The 2,522-nt window shown below is 72.2% G+C and carries 4 protein-coding genes; 3 read left to right on the top strand and 1 reads right to left on the bottom strand.

Annotated features, from left to right (window positions below; all coding sequences use genetic code 11):
- Nucleotides 1-104: 104 nt before the first annotated feature.
- A complete protein-coding gene (fdxA, locus tag N864_RS21450; RefSeq protein WP_034722226.1) occupies nucleotides 105-449 on the bottom strand; it encodes a ferredoxin in 345 nt (114 codons plus the stop codon).
- Nucleotides 450-539: 90 nt separating this feature from the next.
- Here fdxA and N864_RS25235 point away from each other — a divergent pair, with 90 nt between their 5' ends.
- From N864_RS25235 to N864_RS21435, 3 genes are all read left to right on the top strand, one after another.
- Nucleotides 540-1,307: a DsbA family protein gene (locus N864_RS25235; protein WP_034722225.1), complete on the top strand. Its 768-nt coding sequence runs from the start codon at nucleotides 540-542 to the stop codon at nucleotides 1,305-1,307.
- A gap of 25 nt (nucleotides 1,308-1,332) precedes the next feature.
- A complete protein-coding gene (locus N864_RS25230) occupies nucleotides 1,333-2,064 on the top strand; it encodes a helix-turn-helix transcriptional regulator (RefSeq protein ID WP_162164562.1) in 732 nt (243 codons plus the stop codon).
- Between the two features lie 9 nt (nucleotides 2,065-2,073).
- Nucleotides 2,074-2,522, top strand: a 449-nt coding sequence (locus N864_RS21435) for a PfkB family carbohydrate kinase (protein ID WP_034722223.1), incomplete at its 3' end; no start/stop codon positions are given.

The following is a 2,522-nucleotide window of genomic DNA, read 5'->3' as shown; positions in this document are numbered from 1 at the left end:
CGGCCGAGTTCTCGGCCGGGCCCTTCGTCGTCCCTCACTCCCGGCGACGGGCGCGCGCACGGCGCTGACCGCCCCGGCGCGCTGTGCGGCATACGGTCAGGTGCTCAGGCGTCCTGACGTGGCCACTGCGCCACGAGCGGCGTGTCGGTCGGGACGACGCCCAACGGCGCCGCCCCGCCGGGGGAGCCGAGCGGCTCAGCCTGACCCGGCAGCGTGTCCTCGAAGAAGGCGGCGTTGTCGGCGAGGAACGGCTGCAGCTCGCCGGGCAGGTCGTCCTCGTAATAGATGGCCTCTACCGGGCAGACCGGTTCGCAGGCCCCGCAGTCGACGCACTCGTCCGGATGGATGTAGAGGGACCGGTTGCCCTCGTAGATGCAGTCGACCGGGCACTCCTCGACGCAGGCGCGGTCCTTGACGTCGATGCACGGGCTGCCGATCACGTAGGTCATGCGGTGCTCACCTTCATCCCTTCTCTTGTTGTTTTGACGAACGTCTTGTAAAAACAAAGAGTACGACCGGATCGGCGACAGGAGAAGCCCATGACCACGCAGGTTCGCGAGGTGCGCTCGCAGCCGGCCACCCAACCGCACGGCGGGGCTGTACCCGCGGTGGGCCGCATCGTCGCCTATGGCGACTTCACCTGTCCGTGGAGCTACCTGATGTGGCGACGCACCGAGCTGCTCCGCGCCGTCGGGGTCGCGGTCGACTGGCGCAGCGTCGAGCACGACCCCTGGCACACGCTGCGACCGCTCGACGTGACGGACCGCTTCGGGCACCTGCGGGATGAGCTGCCGAAGGTCGAGCAGCACCTGCTGCCCGGTGAGGTCCTGCCCCGGACCCTGGCCGGCTTCGTGCCGTTCACCGGTGCCGCGACCTCCGGCTACGCCGAGGCGTACGTGGCAGGGGTTGCCGCGCCGGTGCGCCGGCTGCTCTTCGAGGCCTTCTGGCGGCGCGGGGTCGACCTCAACGACGCCCGCGTCGTACGCACCCTCCTCGTCGACCAGGTGCGTCGCGGCACGTCGACGACCGAGCTGCTCAGCCTGTGGGGATACGCGCTCGACGTCACCGGCGGCCCGATCACCCATGCCGGCTGGCAGACGGTCCGGGACTGGCGCACGGCATGGACGGCCACCGCCGCAGGCGACGAGACCGTCGCGGGAGTCGTGCCCGTCGTCATCGTCGACGGCGAGGCCCCGGTGCACGGGGTGGCGGCCGTCGACCGAGTCGGCAGCCTCGTCGCCGATGCCGGACTCGACCCGTGCGGCGTCGACGCGGACCGGGACCCGGCCGACGTCGGCGCCGCCTGAGGGCCGCCGTGCGACGATGGGGGCGATGACCACGACACCCTCCGCCGCGCTGGCCGACCGGGCCCACGGGCTCGGCCCGACCCGGGCGCGAGTGCTCGGGGCACTCCAGGAACTGCGGGCCCCGTCGACCGCCGCGGACGTCGCCCGGCGGCTCGGCATCCACCTCAACACCGCCCGGTTCCACCTCGACGCGCTCGTCTCCGCCGGGCTCGCCGAGCGGGCCCGTGAGGACCGTCGCCGTCCCGGCCGGCCCCAGGTCAACTACGCGGCGGCCCAGTCGGCGCCCCAGGCCACCCACCGCAGCTATCGGCTGCTCGCCGAGATCCTGAGCCGCCACCTGGCCCGGCACTCGAGCGACCCCCATGGTGAGGGGATCGAGGCCGGGCGTGACTACGGCCGCTTCGTCGCCACCGCCACCAGCCCGGTCGACCTGCTCGGGGCGCCCGAGGCGGTGGCGGCCGTCGTCACCGCGCTCGACGGCATGGGCTTCGACTCCCGCCACGTGCCCGACGACGGCCCAGCCGGGGGAGCCACCGTCGAGGTGACCAACTGCCCGTTCCTCGAGGTGGCCGAGGGCCACCTCGAGGTCGTCTGCGCGGTGCACCAGGGCATCATGGAGGGCATGCTCGAGCAGCTCGGCGGCGGTGCCCGGGTCTCGCGCCTCGACCCGCTCGTCGAGCCGGGTCGGTGCGTCGCACGGTTCAGCAGCCGAGCCCCTGAGCAGGGGTCCGACGCCCGCCAGCCCGTGCCGCGCTAGGTTGCAGTGGTGCAGATCGCCATCACCGGATCCATTGCGACCGACCATCTGATGACCTTCGAGGGGCTGTTCGCCGACTCGCTCGTCGTCGAGCAGCTCGACAAGATCTCCCTGTCATTCCTCACCGAGGACCTGCAGGTGCGTCGGGGCGGTGTCGCCGCGAACATCGCCTTCGGCATGGCCAACCTCGGGCAGCGCCCCATCCTCGTCGGGTCCGTCGGTGAGGACTTCACCGACTACCGGTCCTGGCTCGAGCGCCACGGCGTGGACTGCCAGTCCATCCACTACTCGGAGTCGCAGCACACCGCGCGCTTCGTCTGCACCACCGACCGGGACATGGCCCAGATCGCCACCTTCTACGCCGGCGCCATGGCCGAGGCCCGCGACATCGAGCTCGCCCCGGTCGCCCACCGCGTGGGCGGGCTCGACCTCGTCGTCGTGGCCCCGAACGACCCGGT

The sequence above is a fragment of the Intrasporangium chromatireducens Q5-1 genome, from assembly GCF_000576575.1.
Taxonomy (GTDB): Bacteria; Actinomycetota; Actinomycetes; order Actinomycetales; family Dermatophilaceae; genus Intrasporangium_A; species Intrasporangium_A chromatireducens.
Note: the sequence above shows the minus strand (reverse complement) of the source record. Positions and strands in the feature narration are given on the sequence as shown.